The sequence below is a fragment of the Azospirillum picis genome, from assembly GCF_017876115.1.
In the GTDB taxonomy this organism is placed as follows: domain Bacteria; phylum Pseudomonadota; class Alphaproteobacteria; order Azospirillales; family Azospirillaceae; genus Azospirillum; species Azospirillum picis.
Genome location: NZ_JAGINO010000047.1, coordinates 1 through 14,833, shown reverse-complemented (window position 1 = coordinate 14,833; position 14,833 = coordinate 1). Strand labels below are relative to the sequence as shown.

The window sequence follows — 14,833 nt, the reverse complement described above, 5'->3', positions numbered from 1 at the left end:
CCGCCGTTTCTGCGTCATCCGCAGCCCGGCGTCGTGGGAGCGGGTATATAGGCCGCTTGGACGAGCCACGCAAGCGCTTTTTTCCGATGCGCACGACGGGCGCTCGGCGTCGGACCTGATGACAGCGGACGGTTCCCGGCACAGCCGGTCCGATGAAGATTTGATGAAGTTTGGATGACCCCGGCAACCGCCCCCGCCCCAATTGGTTGAAGGCTCGCCCGACGGACCACGTTCCGGACTGTTCCGGCGCAGTGGCTCCGCGGGTTGTCCCCCTTGGAACAGGCGAGCACGACCATGTCGGACACCACATTGCCGTCTGGCGCACCGTCACCGCTGCGCGGCCCCAACCTCCACCAGAAACCGCACGCGTCGATATCCGTGGCCTTCCTGATGGTGCTGGCCGCCGGCATCGGCTACGCCGTGCATGGCTTCGTCACCGACCTGCAGCGGGTCGACCAGCCCCCCCTGGCGATCGGAGCCTTCCTGCTCCTCGGCCTTGCCCTGCTGATCGCGCTGGGGTTCGAGTTCGTCAACGGCTTCCACGACACCGCCAACGCGGTCGCCACCGTGATCTACACCCACAGCATGCCGCCGGTGCTGGCGGTGCTGTGGTCGGGAGCCTTCAATTTCCTCGGCGTGCTTCTTTCATCCGGGGCGGTGGCGTACAGCGTCATCACCCTGCTGCCGGTGGAACTCATCCTGCAGGTCGGCAGCAGTGCCGGCTATGCGATGATCTTCGCCCTGTTGATCGCCGCGATCATCTGGAATCTCGGCACCTGGGCGCTCGGGCTGCCGAACAGCTCCTCCCATGCGCTGATCGGCTCGGTGATCGGGGTCGGCTTGGCCAACCAATTGATGGCGCCGAAGGGACAGGCCACCTCCGGCGTCGATTGGGCGCAGGCGCTCGGTGTGCTGCAAGCCCTGCTGTTCAGCCCGGTCATGGGCTTCATCCTTGCCGCCCTGCTCCTGCTTTTCCTGAAGCATGCCGTCCGGAACCGGCGCCTGTTCGCCCCTGCCGACCCCAACCATCCGCCGCCGCTGTGGATCCGAGGCCTGCTGATCCTGACCTGTACCGCCGTCTCCTTCGCCCACGGCGGCAACGACGGCCAGAAAGGCATGGGGCTGATCATGCTGATCCTGATCGGCGCGGTACCGACCGCCTACGCCTTGAACCGCACCATGCCGGATGAGACCACCCCGGCCTTCGTCGAAACGACCCGTCGCGCCGAGGCGATCCTGCAGTCCCACGCGGACGGGAACCATCCGGCTTCCGCCGAGGAGGCTCGCCGGATGGTCGGAGAGGCATTGCGCACCAAGGACCTGAACCGTCCCGAACTCTATGGTGCCCTGGCCGTGCTCTCGGCCGACATCGTGCGCGGTGTGCAGAATTATGGAGCGATCAAGCACATTCCGGCCGAAGCGACGTCCAACATGCGCAACGACATGTATCTGGCCGCCGACGCCATCCGCCTCCTGCCGAAGGCCGGCGCCGACCTTCCCGATGCCGAGGCCCAAGCGCTGAAATCCTACCAGGAGGCACTGAACGCCGGCACCCGCTTCATTCCGGACTGGGTGAAATTCTCGGTCGCGGTGGCCCTCGGTCTCGGCACCATGGTGGGATGGCGGCGCATCGTCATCACCGTCGGCGAGCGCATCGGCAAACAGCATCTGGCCTATGCCCAGGGCGCATCGGCTGAAATGGTTGCCGCCGGCACGATCGGGCTGGCCGAGGTCTACGGCCTGCCGGTATCGACGACCCATATCCTGTCGAGCGGCGTGGCCGGTACGATGGCCGCCAATGGTTCAGGCTTGCAATGGAAGACGGTGCGCAACATGGCCATGGCCTGGGTGCTGACCCTGCCGGCGGCGATCACCCTCGCCGGTGTCCTCTACTACATCCTACGGCACCTGTTCTGACGCCGGGCCGCCGTCCAACACCAGAACCCCGTCCCCATGGCATGGTCCCGGTGCCGAACCCGATCGGCAGGCCTCGTCGCCAGGCAGCGTCGACTGCGTCGGTCAAAAAGGCGCTTGTCCGGCACGACGCCCCCGGCACCGGCCAGCCGGGCGCGTCATGCGAGCCAAGCGCTGCGTGCGCCTTACGGACTGCCGGCAGGCGACCCGGCGCGCGGCCCCGGCGCGGCGATGGGTGGGATCAGGCTCAAGCCCAGCCGGCCGCGGGCAAAATTCAGATAGGAAAGAGCATGAACCTGATCGCCCCTGCGCCAATACCATTCGGCGGTGGAGAGGGTGGTGTTGATGGTCCCGACCTCCGACGTCGAGGGGACCTTGCTTCGCGCCTCGTCAAGCAGAGCCTGGAAGCGTTGTGACGGGTCAATGGCAGCCGGCATCTGGGCCGAGGCGGCGGTGCACAGGATGATGCCGCCGCCAACAAGTGCAGTGAAGAGCTTGCTCATGGAGCGTTCCGATCTTGAGGAGTCTTGGCTTTGCGTTGCGCATGCACCGCCGGGACGCGGGGCGGCGGCACTGCCGATAATGGTCCATGCCCGTGTTGGAACATCGTCTGCGCCCGATCCGGCTTGCCCCTGCCCTTGGAATCGAAAAGAAGCTAACCGCTTCATGTTACGGTACGGCGAAACCAGCGTCGAATTAGGACGACTACAAAGCAGGTCAAGGAGCGTAATGGTCATAACCCGTCGGCCGATGATGACCGGCCGGCGCGAGATCGGCCGCAAGACTGTTGTCCCTCTCGGCGACCACAGGCCGGGGCCGGCGTCCCTTTGCCTTCCGGGACCCGCATATTCATGGTTTGGGGTTGGCCCAGGCACGATCCGGAGGCGGCTCCGATCCTGCCCGTCACCATCGCTTCCGATGCCAAGGAAACATGTGTTCCGCGCCACAGGTTGATGTACCTTCCCGGAAAGCCGGCACGGCGCCGGAGCGAGGCCTGGTAGAGGAAGGTCGGTGAGGCATGACGAGCGCAATCAAGCTCGATACCGGGACCGACCTGATCTGCGGCTATTTCCTCACCCCCGACGCTCCGCCGACGCCAGTTGCCTTCGAGGAGATCGGCGCCGCCCAGCAGCGCAGCGGCGGGGTGCTGTGGCTGCACTTCAACCTCGCCTCGGCACGGGCGCGGGACTGGCTGGAACGGCAGAGCGGACTGGATGCGTTTGCGCTGGAGATCCTGCTCGACGCCAACGACGACCGGACACGCCTGGAGCCGTTCGACGACGGCTTTGTCGCCGTCCTGAGCGACATGCAGTACGACTTCAACTTCGAGCCGTCGGAAATCGGCGCGCTGCGCCTGTTCATGGACGACCGCCGGATCGTGAGCTGCCGCCGCCATCCGCTGAAGGCGGTCGACCGCCTGCGCAAGGCGTTGAACGATCACGGGCGCTACGCCAGCACCGCGGAACTGATGGCGGACCTGATCGAACATCTGGCCGACACCCTGAGCGAGGTGGTGTCGCGGGCCGAGACCGACCTGGACAAGGTCGAAGACACCATCCTGGCCGAGCGCTATCAGATGGCCCGCCAGCGTCTCGGCCAGTTGCGCCAACTGGTCGTCAAGCTGCGGCGCCATGTGTCGCCGCAGCGGGTGGCGCTGAGCCGTCTGGCAGCCAGCGAGGTGCCCTGGATCAACGACGACGACAGCGCCCGGCTGCGCCATGCGGTCGAGAAATTCGCCGGGGTCCTCTACGACATCGAAGCGCTGCAGGACCGCGCCAAGGTCCTGCAGGACGAGTTGCTGGCAAGGGTGGCCGACCAGCAGAACCACAGCCTGCATGTGCTGGCGGTGGTGACGGTGATCTTCACGCCGATGACGCTGATCTCCGGCATCTTCGGCATGAACGTGGCCGGGGTGCCAGGGGTACCCGGCGGCATCGGCGGCGAGCATGCCTTCTGGTGGGTCATGCTGCTGATCATGCTGTCCGGCCTCGTCATGCTCCTCTTCCTGCGTCCCAGGAAGTAGCGTCGGGCCGGGCGGGAACGCGCGGTTCCCCATATGACAGCGCCGGCCACAGTGCCGCCATCGGGGACTTGCCGCTCACCGGTCCCCGGTCGGTCCCGGTGCCGTTCGACCAGCATGCCGTTCGACCAGCAGGGAAACGGCCACCCCCAGCACCAGGGCCCAGAAGGGGGCGCTGATGCTCAGGAGCCGGATGTCGGACATGGCGACGGCGAGCGCCACGAAGGCACCGATCTGGTGGCCCTGGCTCCGGGTGAATGCCTGCTGGAAGGACGCCACCAGCACGCCGATCATCGCCAGCCCGGCGACGGTGGCGATCAGCGCCTTCGGCAGGGCCAGGACGAAGGGCACGGCGATGCCGGCGAAGATGCCGAAGCTGCCGAACAGCACGCCGTTGACCACCGCCGCCGCATAGCGCCCCCGCCGGTCCTCGCCCGCCTGTTCGGACGAACAGATCGCGGTCATCGGGCCGGCGATGTTGGCGTTGTGCCCGCCGAGGACGCCGGCGAGGATGCCGCCGATGCCGCTCACCACCGTCATCGCGTTGACCGGCGGGCGGTAGCCCTCCGCCAGCAGCACGCCGGTCGCCTGGGCGTTCTCGGCCCCGATCACCAGGATGGCCAGCGGGACGCTGACCGCCAGGAAGGCGTCAAGGCTGAAGCTGGGCGTCGTCAGGGTCGGCAGGACGAACGCCACCGGCCCGTCCACCGGCTGGAAGGCGCCGGTAGCGGCGGCCACCGCGATGCCGACGATCAGGGCGGCCAGCACCGGCGGGAAGCTCTTCGACAGGCGCATGGTGACGAAGAAGGCAACGATCGTCGCCCCCACCAGCAGCGGCGCCGCCTCGGCGGCGGTGACCGTGCTGGTGGCGAAACGGATCAGCGCACCGGCGATCATCGCCATGATGATCGGCATCGGCAGCCAGCGCATGACCCTGCCGATCAGCCCGCTGACGCCGAGCAGCAGGACCAACACGCCGGCCATGATGAAGGCGCCGACGGCATGGCTGAAGTCGAAGCTTTTCAGCGCGCCCAGCAGCATGGCGGCGCCGGGGATCGAATAGGCGCCGACGACCGGCTGCATGTAGTAGGGGGCCATCACCAGGCTGATCAGGCCGCCGAGGAAATAGACGGCGAACAGCCAGGAAACCGTCTGCGCGCTGGTCAGGCCGCCGGCCTCGGCGGCGCCGATGATGATCAGTGCCGGACCGGTGCAGCCGAAGATGGCGGCCACCGTGCCGGCGCTGACCGACTTCAGCGTGAGGTGTTTCGGCAACGCCCGCAGCCCGTCCATATAGCCGGCGCCCCGTTCCAGGATGCCGGTGCGGGACGCCGGCGCGGCGGCTCCCATGTCCCCAGTGCTCATCTCCGTTTCCTCCGCATGAGTATGTCGATGATCTGCCGGAAAGCGGGGCGCGCTTCTCCGTTGCCGCCGGGGGTCACCGGCGGCAGCATTCGCCGCTTCCTCTTCGAGCCCCTGCCCTGTCGGGCCTCCCGGATCGCTCCGTGGCGGCCTTAGCGGCCGGTGAAGACCGGCTTGCGCTTCTCGTGGAAGGAGGCGACCCCTTCCTTGAAGTCTTCCGAGCAGCGCAGGCGGCCGTAGGCCTGTCCTTCGATCTCGATCGCACCGTCGACCGAGCTGTTGTTGCCGGCGTTCAGCACGCCCTTGATGGTGCGCTGGGCCAGCGGCGAGAAGCCGCGCAGCTCGTCGACCAGGGCGGCGACCGTGGCCTCCAGCTCGGCGTCGGCGACGCATTCGGTGACGAAGCCCCAGTCGGCGGCCTGGCGGCCGGGAATGCGCTTGGCCCGCATCACCATGTCCTTGGTGCGGCAGATGCCGATCATGTGCAACAGGCGGGCCGAGCCGCCGGAGCCGGGGATCATGCCGATGCGCATCTCCGGCAGGGCGAACCGCGCCGTCTCCGAGGCGACGCGGAAGTCGCAGGCCAGCGACAGCTCGAAGCCGACGCCGAAGCAGAAGCCGCGGACCTGGGCGATCACCGGCTTGCGGCAGCGTTCGGGGGCGGCGATGTTGACCGCCAGTTCGGACACATGCTCGGGCGAGGCCTCCATGAAGCCGGCGATGTTGCCGCCGGAGGAGAAATGCTCACCCTCGGCGCGCAGCACGATCACCCGCACCCGCGGATCGCGGTCGAGTGCGGCGAAGGCCGCGCCGAACTGGTCGCGCTGGAGCATGCTGACGATGTTGAAGGGCGGACGGTCCAGGACGATGTCGGCGCGCTCCTTGGCCTCGTCGATCTCCACGCGGAAGCCGTCGAGGTCGGAGAGCAGGCGGTCGTTGGCGTCGAAGCTGTAGGGGATCACTGGTCGGAACTCCTCAAGGAACAAATGGTGGGATCAGGGGACGGCCGGGGCCTGCCGGGGGACGCCTTCCAGGGCGAATTCGCCGGTCTGCAGCTTGCGCCGCAGGATCTTGCCGACCGGGGATTTGGGAATTTCGTCGAGGAAGACGTAGTCGCGCGGGCGCTTGAAGTTGGCGAGGCCGGAGATGCGGCAATGGTCGTCGAGATCCTTCGCCTGGACGCCGGGAGCCCGCTTGACGAAGGCGACGACCCGCTGGCCCCAGCGCTCGTCGGCCAGGCCGGCGACCGCGACCTCCAGCACGCCGTCATGCAGCGACAGCACGCTTTCGATCTCGACCGGCGAGACGTTCTCGCCGCCGGTGATGATCATGTCGTCGACCCGGCCGGTGACGAACAGGTCGCCCTCGGCATCGATCAGCCCCATGTCGCCGGTGAAGTACCAGCCGGCATGCAGCGCCTTGGCGTCGGCATCCGGCCGCTTCCAGTAGCCTTCGAAGGACTCGTCGCCGGCGAGGTCGGCGGCGATCTGCCCCTCCTCGCCCACCGCCGCCTGGTCGTCGGGATCGATGCTGCCGAGCTTCACGATGCGGATGCGCTGGTTCAGCGCCGCCTTGCCGGCGGAACCGGGCTTGGCCGGGGCGTTCTGGTCGATGGTGAAGGTGTAGATCTCCGACGAGCCGTAATGGTTGACGAACAGCTCGGGGCGGAAGGCGGCGTCCAGCCGCTTCAGCAGCCCGTCGGTCATCGAGGCGCCGGCGAAGCCCAGCTTGCGCACCGACGACACGTCGGTCGCGGCGAAGCGCGGGTCGGCCAGCAGGTCGTGATAGAGCGTCGGTACCAGATAGAGACAGGTCAGCCGTTCCGCCGCGATCAGCTCCAGCGCGCGGGTGGTGTCGAAGCGCGGCAGGCAGACGAAGCAGCCGTCGACCAGCGCCATCGCCAGCAGGGAGCGCACGCCCATGGTGTGGTAGAGCGGCATGACGCCCAGCGTGCGCTCGCCGCGGCGGTAGCAGTTCTGCGCAACGTGAGCGACGGCGGCGGCGCGCTCCGCCCGGTGGCGGCGCGGCACCCCCTTGGGCTTGCCGGTGGTGCCGGAGGTGTAGAGGAACAGCGACACATGCTCCGGCGTGGCGCGAGGCACCGCCGGGGCGGGATCGGCGGCCAGCAGGTCGCTGAAGCGGCGGTCGGGACCGCGATCATCCGCGGCTTCCGCGCCGCCGACGGCGACGCAGGGCAAGGCCCGGGCGGCGGCGGACTGGGTTACCGCCTCGGCCGAGACGTCCTGGTAGAACAGGACGCGCACCTCGGCGTTGGGCAGGCAGTAATCCAGCTCGTCCGCCTTCACCCGCCAGTTCAGCGGGACGACGGCGATCCCGGCGAGTTGACAGGCCCAATGGATCGTCGCCATCTCCCAAGTGTTCTGGAGCGCGGTGGCGATGCGGTCGCCGGGCTTCAGCCCCAGCGCGTCGAAGGCGCCGACCAGCCGGCGGATGCGGTCCAGCCACCCGGCATAGGTCAGCCGGAAGTCGCCGTCGATGATGGCGACCGCGTCGGGGCTGCGCTCGGCGCTGGCCAGGATGCTGCGGCCGAGGTCAAACATGATCGGCCTCCGCCGGCTGGTGTGCCTGGGAAGCGGCGGTCCCGCCGGTCACGTCCATGACGGCGCGGACGATGCCGGCATAGCCGGTGCAGCGGCAGAGATGGCCGCTCAGCATGTCGCGAAGCTCCTCTTCGGTGGGTTTGGGGTTGCGGTCGAGATAGTCGGACAGCGACATCAGGATGCCGGCGGTGCAGAAGCCGCATTGCAGGGCATGGTGCCGGCGGAACGCCTCCTGCAGCGCGGTCATGCGCCCGCCGTTGCCGTCCGCCAGCCCTTCCACGGTGTCGATCCGCCGCCCGTCGGCCTGCACCGCAAGCGTCAGGCAGGCGCGGGACGCCACGCCGTCGATGCGGACGGTGCAGGCGCCGCAGACGCCATGCTCGCAACCGACATGGGTGCCGTGGGCGCCCAGCTCGTGGCGCAGGAAGTCGCTCAGCAACAGTCGGGGATGGGCATGGCCGCTGCGCCGCCTGCCGTTGAGGACGATGGTGACGGGGTGGCGCGCCTCGGCGGCCAACGGCGCCGGCGGCGGGGAAGAACTCAGCGGCGGCATGACAGGGCCTCCTCAAGGACGGTGCGGCCGATCCGGCGCACGAGGTCGCGGCGGTAGCGGGCTGTTGCGTGCTGGTCGTCATCGCCGCCGAGGTCCCAGGCGAAGGCGTTCAGCGCCTCGTCGAGATCTGCCGGCAGTCCGCCGTCGACGAGCGGCCAGCTGCGCCGGCTCGGGCGGTCGGCGACGCCGCCGACGGCCAGCGTCGCCTGCCCGCCGTCCACCGTCGCGGCGCAGGCGACGATGGCGAAGTCGCCGTGGCGCATCGACACCTCGCGGAAGGCATGCCCGCTTCCCGGCTTGGCCAGCGGGAAGCGCACGCATTCGACGATCTCGTCGGCCGCCTTCACCGTGGTCAGCGGACCGAGGAAGAAGTCGGCCGCCGGCACGCTGCGGCGGCGCCAGGCATTGCGCAGCACCACCTCGCCCCCGGTGGCGACCAGGCACAGCGGCGTCTCGGCGCTGGGATCGGCATGGGCGACCGACCCGCAGAGCGTGCCGCGGTTGCGCGTCTGGAAATGGCCGACCCACGGCAGGGCGGCGGCGAGCAGCGGCACCTCTTGCGCCAGGGTCGGGCGGGCCAGCACCTGGCCCTGAGTGACGGCGGCGCCGACCGTCAGCCAGCCGTCCTCGGCCGTGAGCGTGCGCAGCTCCTCCAGCCGGCCGAGGTCGATCAGCAGGCGCGGCTGGACCAGCCGCATGTTCAGCATTGGCATCAGCGACTGGCCGCCGGCGATCACGCGGGCCTCGTCGCCGCCGGCGGCCAGCGCCGCCAGCGCCTCGGTCAGCGTGGCCGGCCGCAGATAGTCGAAGGGGGCTGGTTTCATCGGTGGATCCTCAGGAGACGCAGCAGGCGGTGCAGGAGCCGGACGGGCAGAGGCGACGGATCGGCCGCTGCCGGCGTGCCGCCGGCGCGGGCGACCAACTTCTCGAAGAACTGGCCGATCAGCAGGCGCGAGGCGCTGTCCAGCATCCGGCCGCCGACCGCGGCGACCTTGCCACCGACAGACGCGCTGTAGCGGTAGGTGACGCGCGTACCCTCAGCGGTGCGCTCCAGCGTGACGTGCCCGGTGCCGCTGCCGGAGCCGAGGCTGCTGCTGCCGCTGCCGGTCAGGGTGAGCGCGTTGGGCGGGTCGAGGTCGGACAGCGCCACCTCGGCGGTGTAACGGCCGCGCACCGGGCCGATGCCGACCACCACCTCCGCCCGGTAGGCATTGGGGCCGGCGAGGTCCAGCGCCTCGCAGCCGGGCAGCAGCGCCGCCAGCTCCTTGGGGTCGAGCAGGATGGCCCAGACCTGCTCCGGCGTCGCCGGCACCTCGCGGCTGCCCTCGCCGGTCAGGCCGCGCCCGCCTGGCACGGCGGCCGGCGCCGCCGGACCGGCATCGGCGGTTGTGCCGCGCGGGGCGGTTGCGCCGCGCGGGCGCGGTGGTTCCGGCGGATGGACCAGCGCCGCCAGCTTGGCCGGGGTCAGCGGCAGCGACGGCAGCTCGCCCGCGATCCCGGACAGCGCGTCGGCCACCGCGTTGGCCAGGCAGACCGGCGTGCTCATGCAGTTGCCCTCGCCCACTCCCTTGGCGCCGAGCGGCGTCACCGGCGACGGGCTTTCGCGATGGAGGATGACGGGAACCGGCACCTCGCAGGCGGTCGGCACCAGATAGTCGGCGAAGCTGCCGGACAGGAAGCGTCCGTCCTCGCCATAGGCATATTCCTCGTAGAGCGCCGTCCCGACGGCATGGGCGAAGCCGCCGAGGATCTGGCCCTCCACCAGCAGCGGGTTCAGCAGGCGGCCGGCGTCATGCATGGTGACGTAGCGGTCGATGCGCAGCGCCCCGGTGGCGCGATCGATCTCGACGCCGCAGAAGTCGAAGATGAAGCCGTAGCAGGCCGAGCTGTTGATGTGGTCGGCGTCGGTCGGCGCCTTCAGCGGCTCCGGCGTCCAGAAGGCGGTCTCGCGCAGCGCCGCCTCCTGCCCGTCCGGCAGGGTGCCGGGCGACCAGTGGCCGGCGGCGGCGACGCGGGAGAAGGACAGGGCGTTGTCCGGGTTGGGGTCCGAGAAGACCTTGCCGCCGGCGAAGCGCACATCCTCGGCCCGGCAGTTGAGCTGCCCGGCGACCAGCGCCGCCATCCGGCCGCGCAGCCGGGTCGCCGCCACCTGCGCCGCCCCGGCGACGGCACCGGCGAAGCGGCTGGAATAGTTGCCCGAGGCGATCGACCAGGCATCCTTGCCGGTGTCGAGGTCGGTGTTGACGCGGATGTCCTCCAGGCGCAGGCCGAAGACGTCGGCCACCACCTGGGCCAGCACCGTGCGGTGCCCCTGCCCCTGCGGGGCCGACGCCACCGTCACCGACACGCCGCCGGTGGGGTCGACGGCGACGCTGGCGGTCGCCTGGGCGCCGTTCTTCGGCCCGGCCTTGCGCCGCTCCTCGGCGGTCAGCACGGTGGTGATGTAGCCCATGTTGGAGATCGACGGCTCGACCACCGCGGCATAGCCGATGCCGTAGAGCCGCCCCTGCGCCCGCATCCGGCCACGGCGCTCCTTCAACGCGTCGAGCGCGCCCTCGCGCACCGCCTGTTCCAGCGTCGCGCGGTAGTCGCCGCTGTCGAGCGTGCCGCCCGACGCGGTGCGATAGGGCATGGCGTCCGCCGCCACCAGGTTGCGGCGGATGACGTCGAGCGGGTCGAGGCCGAGTTCGGCCGCCACCCGGTTCATCAGCCGCTCCAGCCCGTAATAGAGCTGCCCACCGCCGAAGCCGCGGTTGAGGCCGGTCGGCGTCTTGTTGGTGACGACGATGCGGTTGGTCAGCGCCAGGTTCTGGATGTCGTAGGCGCCGGTCAGGTTGCCGTGGTTGCGGTAGAGCGAGGCCGGTTCCGGCGCCCGCAGGTAGGCGCCGCAATCCTCGGTCTGCTCCATGCGCAGCGCCAGCACCCGGCCGTCCGGCTCCACCGCGGCCTCGATCCTCATGCGACGGGCGGTGGCGGAGGTGGCGGCCATCAGGTGCTCCAGCCGGTCCTCCACCCACTTCACCGGGCGACCGGCGACGCGGGCGCACAGCCCCATCATCACGACATAGGGGAAGACCGCCTGCTTGTTGCCGAAGCTGCCGCCGGAATGGGGCGGCGTCTTCAGCCGCAGCCGCGATGCCGGCACCTTCAGCGCCCGCGCCATCACCGGATGGACGGCGAAAGGACCGGAGAAGTTCGACAGCACCTCGAAGGCGTCCTCGGCCGCGTCATAGTCGGCCAGCACAACGAAGCATTCCATCGGCGTGCAGGAATTGCGGGGATATTCGACCTCCACCGTCACCGTCCGCGCGGCGCGGGCGAAGGCGGCGTCGGGGTCGCCGTAGAGGAAGCCGCGGCTGTTGATCAGGTTGGCCCCCACCGCCGGGTGCAGCGGCTCCGATGCCGGATCGAGCGCCTGGCGGATCGAGGTCACCGGCGGCAGCGGGCGATAGCGCACCTGGATGCGGTCGAGCGCGTCCTCGGCCAGATAGCGGCTATCGGCCAGCACCACCGCCACGGGTTCGCCGACATGGCGCACCCGGTCGACGGCGAGGCACCAATGCTCCATCGGCGCTCGGATGCCGACCAGGAAGGGGCTGGCGAAGCGCTTGGCGTCCTCGCCGGTCACCACCGCGGCGACGCCGGGAAGCTCCAGCGCAGCGGCGGCGTCGATGCCCAGCAGCTCCGCATGGGCATGGGGGGAGCGCAGCACCGCCGCATGCAGGGTGCCCGGCTTCACCGGCAAGTCGTCGGCATAGCGGGCGACGCCGGTCAGCAGCGCCGCATCCTCCACCCGCGGCATCGCACGGCCGACGAGGGGGCCGGATGCCTCGATGGCCGCGGCTGCGGGGTGGGCTGCGGGGTGGCTTGTGCGCCGGTCGGCGCGCGGTTCAACGGTTTCGGTCGCCGTCATCGTCTTCCTCCCGTTACCGGAGGAGACTAGACCGTTTGCCCCACAAAGCTTTTACCGTGGAGTGTCGCGATTTACCCTAGAGTCTCATTTTCGCACCTGCCGGGCCGGACGGTCCTCACGCCCGCCCGGCCTTCTCGCCGTCCAGCAGGGTGACCACCCGCCGGTATTCCGTCGGCGTGACGCCCTGGTGGTTCTTGAAGAAGCGGCTGAAATGGCTGGGGGCGGAAAAGCCGAGGCGGCCGGAGATCTCCGTCGCGCTCTCGCGGCTCGCGGCCATGGCGTCGATGGCCGCCTCCATGCGCAGCACGTTGAAATAAAGCGCCGGGGTGATCGCCAACGTCTGCTGGAACAGGCGGAACATGTGCGCCCGCGACAGCCCGGCCGCGGCGGCGACGCGGTTCGCTTCGAACTCCTCGCCCAGCGTCTGGCGCATGAAGCGGACGGCTTGGCGGATGCGGAAATCGGACGCCACCGGCATGCCGGCGCGCACGCCGGACAGCGTGCGCCAGTCGGAAAACCGGTCGATGATGGCGATCATCAGGTCGAACAGCGCCTGCTCCATCCTCTCGCCCGACGGGTCGTCATACAGCAGCTCCGCCGCCATGCGGTCGGCCAGCCGGCGGATCTGCGGGCTCAGTTCGCCGCAGGACTGCGGGAAGAAGCCGGGGTTGCCGCTGGCGGTGAATTCGCGCTGCATGGCGCCGAGCCAGCGCGGCTCGATGTAGAGCGCCAGGATCACCGTGCGCGGCGCGCCCGGCCGGTGGGCGTAGGAATGCGCCTCCCAGCCGTTCACCAGCACGGCGGTGTCGTCGCGCAGCGGCCAGAGCTTTTCCCCAACCGCGAACTGGGTATCGGCCCCCGATGCCTTGATCAGCACGTGGCAATGGGGATGGGCATGGTGGATCAGGGCATTGTCCATGTCGAGCAGGGCAACGCGGCCGAAGGCCCCCTGGTGGATGCGCATCGCTTTCGACATGAGGTCCGTCCCTTCCCTACCGGCCGCCCCGACGACCGAGGCCCGGCCGCCATGGCCCGGCCGTACCGGTCCGGCATTCGTTCATTTGCTTCCTAAGCTAATTATCTCTGGGCCGATATGCCAGAGCGACAACGAATGGTCGAGAGCCCACCAACACCCGGGTTGCATTGCGCAGGACAGCGCTTACAGCCTTGATGTAGTAAGGCTACAGCGGAATGCCGCCACGCGTCGTGCAGCGCAAGTTATTGTTACATTACGGTTTGCTTGGGTGCACCCCTGCGACGGAATGCCCGATCGGCTCTCGCTTGCCGGCAGGGCGCGTCAGGAGTATGTAGTAAAGCTACAAGCCTGCACGACATCCGGCAGCCCATCACGGCCCCGATTGCGGCGCAAGGCAGCAAGGACAGCGACCGATGAATATGGACAGCAAGGATCCCGCGGGCTGGACGCCGCCGGCGCAGCCGCTCAGCCCGGTCACACAGAACCTCGATGCGCTGATGCCCGACGCCATCGCGCTCGCCGCCGAAAATCTCGGCGTGAAGAAGGCTCATTACGACACGCCCACGCTGTTCGCGCTCGCCGTCCTTGCCGGGGCCTTCATCGCCCTGGGCGGCCTGTTCGCGACCGTCGCCATGTCGGGAGCGGAAGGGATGCTGCCCTATGGGGTGACCCGCCTCCTCGGCGGGTTGGTTTTCTCGCTGGGCCTGATCCTGGTGATCGTCGGCGGGGCGCAGCTCTTCACCGGCGATGCGCTGATGGTGATGGCCTGGGCCAGCGGGCGGCTGCACGGACGCGAGATGATGCGGGTCTGGACGACCGTCTGGCTCGGCAATTTCGTCGGTGCGGCCGGCACGGCGCTGCTGGTGTTCCTGTCCGGGCAATACATGTTCGGCCATGGCGCGGTCGGTGCCTCGGCGCTCTATTTCGCCGTCTCCAAGAGTTCCCTGCCGACGGGGCAGGCCTTCTTCCTCGGCATCCTCTGCAACGTGCTGGTCTGCCTGGCCGTGTGGCTGGCGCTGGGAGCCCGCAGCGTCGGCGACAAGATCCTGGCGATCACCTTCCCGGTCTCCGCCTTCGTCGCCGCCGGCTTCGAGCACTGCGTCGCCAACATGTACTTCGTCCCGCTCGGCCTGCTGATCGAATGGGGGGCGCCCGACAGCTTCTGGGCCGACCTGGGCCGGGCGCCGCCGTCGATCCCCGTCGGCCACTACCTGGTCAACCTCGGCGCCGTCACGCTCGGCAACTGGATCGGCGGAGCGCTCCTGGTGGGTGCCGTCTACTGGTTCATCTACCGGCGCCCGAAACAGCACTGATCCATCAAGCCCCTTACGCCAGAACCTCCCTCAAGATATGGGATACCGACTTCCATGAGCGTCATCACCGAAATCCATGCCCGCGAAATCCTCGACAGCCGCGGCAACCCGACCGTGGAAGTGGATGTTGCGCTGGACAGCGGCGCCTTCGGCCGCGCCGCCGTGCCGTCGGGGGCCTCCACCGGCGCCCATGAGGCGGTCGAGCTGCGCGACGGCGACAA

The 14,833-nt window shown here is 69.3% G+C and carries 11 protein-coding genes and 1 pseudogene; 4 read left to right on the top strand and 8 right to left on the bottom strand.

Features of this window, described 5'->3' with window-relative positions; genetic code table 11:
* Nucleotides 1-294 precede the first annotated feature (294 nt).
* Nucleotides 295-1,917, top strand: coding sequence for an inorganic phosphate transporter (locus J2850_RS31290; protein WP_209991316.1), 1,623 nt, complete (start codon nucleotides 295-297; stop codon nucleotides 1,915-1,917).
* Between the two features lie 182 nt (nucleotides 1,918-2,099).
* On the opposite strand, the gene J2850_RS31285 is transcribed toward J2850_RS31290, so the two are convergent.
* Entirely contained in the window at nucleotides 2,100-2,417 is a 318-nt protein-coding gene (locus J2850_RS31285) for a hypothetical protein (protein WP_209991314.1), read from the bottom strand.
* A 515-nt stretch (nucleotides 2,418-2,932) separates the two neighbouring features.
* Between J2850_RS31285 and J2850_RS31280 the strand changes: the two genes are divergently transcribed.
* Complete coding sequence (locus J2850_RS31280; RefSeq protein WP_209991313.1) at nucleotides 2,933-3,937, top strand: CorA family divalent cation transporter; 1,005 nt, start codon at nucleotides 2,933-2,935, stop codon at nucleotides 3,935-3,937.
* A gap of 75 nt (nucleotides 3,938-4,012) precedes the next feature.
* Here the strand turns inward: J2850_RS31280 and J2850_RS31275 are convergent, their stop codons facing one another.
* The 7 genes from J2850_RS31275 to J2850_RS31245 form a co-directional block, all read right to left on the bottom strand.
* Nucleotides 4,013-5,299 carry a benzoate/H(+) symporter BenE family transporter gene (locus J2850_RS31275; RefSeq protein ID WP_209991311.1) on the bottom strand — a complete coding sequence of 429 codons (1,287 nt, stop codon included), beginning with the start codon at nucleotides 5,297-5,299 and terminating at the stop codon, nucleotides 4,013-4,015.
* Nucleotides 5,300-5,448: 149 nt separating this feature from the next.
* Nucleotides 5,449-6,258 (bottom strand): enoyl-CoA hydratase/isomerase family protein, encoded by an 810-nt coding sequence (locus tag J2850_RS31270; protein WP_209991308.1) that lies wholly within the window; start codon nucleotides 6,256-6,258, stop codon nucleotides 5,449-5,451.
* A gap of 33 nt (nucleotides 6,259-6,291) precedes the next feature.
* Complete coding sequence (locus J2850_RS31265; protein WP_209991306.1) at nucleotides 6,292-7,857, bottom strand: AMP-binding protein; 1,566 nt, start codon at nucleotides 7,855-7,857, stop codon at nucleotides 6,292-6,294.
* Nucleotides 7,850-8,410, bottom strand: coding sequence for a (2Fe-2S)-binding protein (locus J2850_RS31260; RefSeq protein WP_209991304.1), 561 nt, complete (start codon nucleotides 8,408-8,410; stop codon nucleotides 7,850-7,852). The genes J2850_RS31265 and J2850_RS31260 overlap by 8 nt, the downstream gene beginning before the upstream one ends.
* Entirely contained in the window at nucleotides 8,398-9,234 is an 837-nt protein-coding gene (locus J2850_RS31255) for an FAD binding domain-containing protein (RefSeq protein ID WP_209991302.1), read from the bottom strand. The genes J2850_RS31260 and J2850_RS31255 overlap by 13 nt, the downstream gene beginning before the upstream one ends.
* On the bottom strand, nucleotides 9,231-12,323 hold the full coding sequence (locus tag J2850_RS31250; protein ID WP_246513786.1) for a xanthine dehydrogenase family protein molybdopterin-binding subunit: 3,093 nt from the start codon (nucleotides 12,321-12,323) through the stop codon (nucleotides 9,231-9,233). The genes J2850_RS31255 and J2850_RS31250 overlap by 4 nt, the downstream gene beginning before the upstream one ends.
* A gap of 115 nt (nucleotides 12,324-12,438) precedes the next feature.
* On the bottom strand, nucleotides 12,439-13,299 hold the full coding sequence (locus J2850_RS31245; RefSeq protein WP_209991301.1) for a helix-turn-helix transcriptional regulator: 861 nt from the start codon (nucleotides 13,297-13,299) through the stop codon (nucleotides 12,439-12,441).
* 413 nt (nucleotides 13,300-13,712) lie between these two features.
* On the opposite strand from J2850_RS31245, the gene J2850_RS31240 reads away from it, so the two are divergent.
* Both J2850_RS31240 and eno read left to right on the top strand, forming a co-directional pair.
* A complete protein-coding gene (locus tag J2850_RS31240) occupies nucleotides 13,713-14,612 on the top strand; it encodes a formate/nitrite transporter family protein (RefSeq protein ID WP_209991299.1) in 900 nt (299 codons plus the stop codon).
* Nucleotides 14,613-14,666: 54 nt separating this feature from the next.
* A pseudogene (gene eno / locus J2850_RS31235) lies at nucleotides 14,667-14,833 on the top strand (phosphopyruvate hydratase); the annotation flags it as partial.

What these genes read in the sequence shown, in the direction of transcription:
- J2850_RS31290 (WP_209991316.1), top strand. Translation starts at nt 295, where the DNA reads ATGTCGGACACCACATTGCCGTCTGGCGCACCGTCACCGCTGCGCGGC.
- J2850_RS31265 (WP_209991306.1), bottom strand. Translation starts at nt 7,857, where the DNA reads ATGTTTGACCTCGGCCGCAGCATCCTGGCCAGCGCCGAGCGCAGCCCC.
- J2850_RS31250 (WP_246513786.1), bottom strand. Translation starts at nt 12,323, where the DNA reads ATGACGGCGACCGAAACCGTTGAACCGCGCGCCGACCGGCGCACAAGC.
- J2850_RS31255 (WP_209991302.1), bottom strand. Translation starts at nt 9,234, where the DNA reads ATGAAACCAGCCCCCTTCGACTATCTGCGGCCGGCCACGCTGACCGAG.
- J2850_RS31260 (WP_209991304.1), bottom strand. Translation starts at nt 8,410, where the DNA reads ATGCCGCCGCTGAGTTCTTCCCCGCCGCCGGCGCCGTTGGCCGCCGAG.
- J2850_RS31280 (WP_209991313.1), top strand. Translation starts at nt 2,933, where the DNA reads ATGACGAGCGCAATCAAGCTCGATACCGGGACCGACCTGATCTGCGGC.
- J2850_RS31285 (WP_209991314.1), bottom strand. Translation starts at nt 2,417, where the DNA reads ATGAGCAAGCTCTTCACTGCACTTGTTGGCGGCGGCATCATCCTGTGC.
- J2850_RS31245 (WP_209991301.1), bottom strand. Translation starts at nt 13,299, where the DNA reads ATGTCGAAAGCGATGCGCATCCACCAGGGGGCCTTCGGCCGCGTTGCC.
- J2850_RS31275 (WP_209991311.1), bottom strand. Translation starts at nt 5,299, where the DNA reads ATGAGCACTGGGGACATGGGAGCCGCCGCGCCGGCGTCCCGCACCGGC.
- J2850_RS31240 (WP_209991299.1), top strand. Translation starts at nt 13,713, where the DNA reads ATGAATATGGACAGCAAGGATCCCGCGGGCTGGACGCCGCCGGCGCAG.